This is a genomic window from Streptomyces glaucescens, assembly GCF_002154375.1.
Taxonomy (GTDB): Bacteria; Actinomycetota; Actinomycetes; order Streptomycetales; family Streptomycetaceae; genus Streptomyces; species Streptomyces glaucescens.
The window spans coordinates 1-4,678 of the sequence record NZ_MUND01000673.1; the positions used below are offsets into that span (position 1 = coordinate 1).

Genomic DNA, 4,678 nt, shown 5'->3' on the forward strand with positions numbered 1-4,678 from the left:
CCGCAAGGCCGGCCCGCGGGCTCGGCGCCCACGACACTGTTTGCGCCGCGGGCCAGGGCCTTGGGGCATGGAGGCGTACCTACGGGAGGACGATGTTGCGGCCGGGTCCGCCTTCGAGGGCGTCCTTTCCGGTGCCACCGCAGACGAGATCGTCGCCGCCTTCGCCGTCCAGTGTGTCGTTGCCGGGGCCACCGAGGACGATGTCGCGGCCGTCCCCGCCCATGGCGTGGTCGTCGCCGGGGCCGGCGTGCACGGTGTCGTCCCCGCCATAGCCCTCGATCATGTCGTCGCCCCGGCCGCCCCACATCTGCTGGTTGCCGCTGTCACCCATCAGGTGGTCCATGCCATCGCCGCCGTGCAGGGCGGCGGGTCCCATGACCATGTCGTTCCCCGCGTCGCCCCGCACCGTGCGTGCGGTGTGGGCGTGCAGTTCGTCGTCGCCGGGACCGCCGCTGACGGTGCCGATCCCGGGGGTGAAGGCGGCGATGGTGTCGTTGCCGTCGCCGAGGAAGACGTCGATCCTGTCGGGCCGGGGGCTGTCGGCGGGCAGTTCGCAGACGACGGAGGTGGTGTCCTCGGCTCTGGAGTACGCACAGTGGTTGCCCGGTTCGAGCGGGACCACGTCGCTCAAGCCGATCCGCCGGATCCCGTCGCTGGTGTACATGGAGAATATGTTGAGGTCGTTGGTCTGCCCGGCAGCGGCGGTGAAGACGATCGACTGAGTTGCCCAGTCGGCTCCGACGCGGGCCTTCGCCTCGGCGGCGGTGGCGGCGGCTGCCGGGCCGACGGCGAGACCGGCGGTTAACAGAGTCATGGCGACCGCGCTGACGGCGGCTCGGTTTCGGTTCATGAGACCTCATCTCGGTGGAGTGACGGTGGACCGGCCTGCTTGGCGTGGTGCTGCCGGGGACCGGGCGGACCCGGTCGTGAAGGCAGTCTCCCCTGCTGGTCCGGATCTGCAAGACCGCGAAAGCCAGGAACCGTCATCAGTGAGGAACCGGCGACGGCCGAGCCGCAGCCGATGCCGACCGCTTACCGCGGGGCAGCCCCACCCGGAACAGCCGTGTGAGCAAACGCGGCAGATGCCCTGCTCGCCGCCCACCCCCGGTAATCAACTCCGCTCGTTTCATTGACATTTCACTCAGCAGACGTACCGTTGGGAGCGCTCCCATAACAGTCTGGAAACTGGAAGGAGTCCCCCCACATGCGCAAGCAGAGTTCGTTAACCGGGCGTTCGCGGTCGTCGCTCCGTCGGCCCCTCCAGGCGCTCGTCATGGTGTTCGCCGTGGTCGTCGGCGCACTGGCCTGGTCGACCCCCGCCCAGGCTCACGGCACCATCGTCAACCCCGCCTCCCGCGCGTACCAGTGCTGGAAGACGTGGGGCAGCAACCACACAAGCCCGGCCATGCAGACCGAAGACCCCATGTGCTATCAGGCGTTCCAGGCCAACCCCGACACCATGTGGAACTGGATGAGCGCCCTCCGCGACGGTCTCGGTGGCCAGTTCCAGGCGCGGACCCCCGACGGGACGCTCTGCAGCAACAACCTCTCGAGGAACGACAGCTTGAACAAGCCCGGGCCGTGGAAGACGACCAACGTCAGCAACAACTTCACGGTCCAGCTGCACGACCAGGCGTCCCACGGCGCCGACTACTTCAAGGTCTACGTGAGCAAGCAGGGCTTCAACCCCAAGACCCAGACCCTGGGCTGGGGCAACCTGGACTTCATCACGCAGACTGGCCGCTTCGCCCCGGCGCAGGACATCAGGTTCAACGTCAACACCTCCGGCTACACCGGACACCACATCCTGTTCGTGATCTGGCAGGCCTCGCACCTCGACCAGGCCTACATGTGGTGCAGCGACGTGAACTTCGGCTGAGTCGGAGAGCGCCGCACACAGCACCGGCCTCTGCCGGGCGCCGGTAACCCGTCGCCCGGCCGACCGAGCTCCGTCGGGGCAGGGGACCGATTCGGCACCCTGCCCCGACGGTGCTCCTCTGCCCTCCTGGTGTGAACACACCCATCGCGCGGCAGCCGGCTCCCCACCGTCTCGTCGTACGACTCCGGCACTCAACGGCCATGTCGTCCCGAGCGACGGCTGGGTCGCTCCAGTACTCGTACAGGCCGGCGAGCGCCATCACCTGATTGTCCTCGGGGTGGATGAAGCAGGGCTGCTTGCGGGCCTTGCCGGTCACCGGGCCCTAACCGGGCCGCCACTCACCGACGGAGCCGGCTGCTGATGCAGCCGGCTCCGTCGGCCTGTCACGGGCCCGGTGTTCCCGGTGCGCGGCTGCTGGCCTCTTCCACGCCCGGTGCGGAGGTCCCGAGAATCTCCCGGATGACATATCGGGCGTTGGCCGAAATGATCGGGTTGGTCTTCCGGTAGTACGGCAGCTGGATCACCGCCATGGACAGCGCCCAGCCCCGGCTGCGGGCCCAGGTCGCGTCGTCCACGTCCACCGCCTCGCGGTACACCCGCCGCGCCGAGGCCGGCAGCACGTTCCACGCCGGGATGAGGTCGGCCGCCGGTTCCCCCATGCCCACGGTGCCGAAATCGATGACCGCCGAGACGCGGTCGCCGGCGAGCAGCAGATTGCTCGGCATGAGATCGGAGTGCGACCAGCAGGCCGGGCCCGTCCACCGTGGTGCCGCGAGCGCCTCCTCCCAGGCCGCGGTGATCTCGTCGGCGTCGAAGGGTTCGTCGGTGTGGCGCAGTGCCTCGATCGCCGCCCGCATCTCCTCGTCCTCGGTGACCAGGGGCTTGCTCCGGTGCGCGGGCGGACCGCCGGGGAGATCGATCCTGCGGATGGCGATCGCGAACTCGGCGAGGTCACGGGCCACGAGCTCGGGCTCGGCCAGTTCACCCTCCACCGGGTTGTGTCCCTCGAGCCACCGGTGCACCGCCCAGGCCATGGGGTAGCCCTCGCCCGGGAGGCCCGTCGCCACCACCTCCGGGATCGGCAGCGGCAGCAGCGGTGCCAGCCGCGGGAGCAGCCGTGCCTCCGTCGCTACGGCCTCGGCGCCGCCGGGACGCAGCGGCAGCCGGACGGTCAGATCGTCGCCGAGCCGGTAGATGGCGTTGACCGTGCCTCCGGAGGTGAGCCGAGTGATCGGCAGGTCCGCCCACCGGGGAAACTGGGCGCGCAGCAGGCGCCGGACCAGGCCGGCGTCGGTCTCGGCTTCGTCCGCGTGCATCCTGCCCATGTTCCCCCACCGGCTATCTCGGTTCCTGCCATGATCGTCGCACGGCCGGACGTCGACCGGAGGTCGTTCCGGCCCGGCCGCGGCACGCGTACGAAAAGGTGCCGGCGGCCGGACTGCCGGCCGCCGGCACCTGCGCGCTCTCGGTCGGCGGGAGTCACGGCTTCACCCGCCTGACCTGGTCGCTGGTCGCCGTCGTGTTCTTCCTGCTGACGGTTGCGGGTGCTGAGCGTCGCCCTGGACTCCGCCTTCTTCGACGAGAGCCTCACCCTCGTCCAGTCCCTGTGGCTCGGCCTCGTCATCGGCGTCGTCTGGCTCAAGCTCGCCGACAGGACGAGCACCGCCAAAGAACCCCTGGGCCTATCAGAGAAGGTCCGGAGCTCCATCGCCTGTAGACACCCCGAGTACGGCGAGGGCTTCCGTAACGACTTCAGGGCCGGCCCCCACCGGGCCTGCTGTGCCGCCACGCCTGCCCCGTGCCCGTACCGGCCGTCCTTCTCCGGGGCCCTGGCGGTCGTCTATCCGGCCGGACGGCGGTACTCGGCCAGGGCCTGGGTGATCTGGCGGGTGGTCTGTGCGGCCACACGAGGATGGGTCGCCGCGTACGTCGTATACGCGTTGAGGCCGGTGGAGAGCGCCCATCCGAGGCCGCGTGCCCAGGTCGCTTCGTCCGTGGCGAGTGCCGTACCGAAGGCCGCCCGGCCGGCCGGGCCCAGCAGGGTGTACGCGATCGTGAGGTCGCGGGCGGGGTCGCCCATGCCGAGACCGCCGAAGTCGATGACGGCGCTGAGGCGGCCGTCCGGGCCGGCGAGGAGGTTGCCCGTGTGGAAGTCGCCGTGGAACCAACGAGGTTGACCGGACCAGGGCGGAGCGTCGAGGGCCGCGTCCCATGCGGCCGTCAGCGTCGCGGCGTCGAAGACGTCCGCGGTGGTGGCGATCGCGGCGCGGGTGTCGGCGTCACGCGCGTGCAGGGCTTCGCCCACGAGGTCGGGGTGCGGGCCCGGGAGGAGGGTGTCCGCGGGCGGGAGGCGGTGGAGGGCGGTCAGGAAGTCCGCCAACCGGTGCGCGAGAGCAGAGGACGCAGGGGCCACGGAGGGCGCGGCCGCGTCGGTGGCGTGGATGGAGTCCGTGGCGTCGGTCCTGGGGACTTCGCCTTCCAGCCACCGGGCCACCGACCAGTGCCACGGATACCCCAGCTCCGGCGACGGCTTCCCCAGCCCCAGCGGTACGGGAACGGCCAGCGGCAGTCCCGGTGCCAGCAGGGGCAGCCAACGGTGCTCCTTCACAGCCTGCCCGGCAGCCCAGTCGCCCCTGGGCAGCCGCACCGCCTTGTCATCGCCGAGCCGGAAGATCACGTGATCTGAACCGACAGGATCGAGCAGGGTGAGGGGCAGGTGCGCCCACTGCGGGAATTGCTCGGTGAGCAGTCGTGCGGCGAGATCCGCGCTGATGGCGGGGGCAGGGGCAGGGGCAGGGA

General features: G+C 70.5%; 4 protein-coding genes and 2 pseudogenes. 2 read left to right on the forward strand and 4 right to left on the reverse strand.

The genetic code is table 11. From position 1 onward, the window contains the following. Positions 1–79: 79 nt before the first annotated feature. Positions 80–850 carry a calcium-binding protein gene (locus CCN42_RS34505; protein ID WP_086741348.1) on the reverse strand — a complete coding sequence of 257 codons (771 nt, stop codon included), beginning with the start codon at positions 848–850 and terminating at the stop codon, positions 80–82. 354 nt (positions 851–1,204) lie between these two features. Between CCN42_RS34505 and CCN42_RS34510 the strand changes: the two genes are divergently transcribed. Next, on the forward strand, positions 1,205–1,879 hold the full coding sequence (locus CCN42_RS34510) for a lytic polysaccharide monooxygenase auxiliary activity family 9 protein (protein WP_479688094.1): 675 nt from the start codon (positions 1,205–1,207) through the stop codon (positions 1,877–1,879). Between the two features lie 202 nt (positions 1,880–2,081). On the opposite strand, the pseudogene CCN42_RS45085 reads toward CCN42_RS34510, so the two are convergent. Together CCN42_RS45085 and CCN42_RS34520 are read right to left on the reverse strand one after the other, a co-directional pair. After that, positions 2,082–2,192, reverse strand: a pseudogene (locus CCN42_RS45085) (SOS response-associated peptidase); the annotation flags it as partial. A gap of 70 nt (positions 2,193–2,262) precedes the next feature. Then, complete coding sequence (locus tag CCN42_RS34520; RefSeq protein ID WP_086741351.1) at positions 2,263–3,195, reverse strand: aminoglycoside phosphotransferase family protein; 933 nt, start codon at positions 3,193–3,195, stop codon at positions 2,263–2,265. A gap of 143 nt (positions 3,196–3,338) precedes the next feature. Between CCN42_RS34520 and CCN42_RS45090 the strand changes: the two are divergent. Further along, positions 3,339–3,555: pseudogene (locus tag CCN42_RS45090) on the forward strand (DMT family transporter); the annotation flags it as partial. A 164-nt stretch (positions 3,556–3,719) separates the two neighbouring features. Here the strand turns inward: CCN42_RS45090 and CCN42_RS34530 are convergent. Beyond that, positions 3,720–4,678: aminoglycoside phosphotransferase family protein (locus CCN42_RS34530; RefSeq protein ID WP_422641238.1), on the reverse strand; the 959-nt coding region annotated here is incomplete at its 5' end.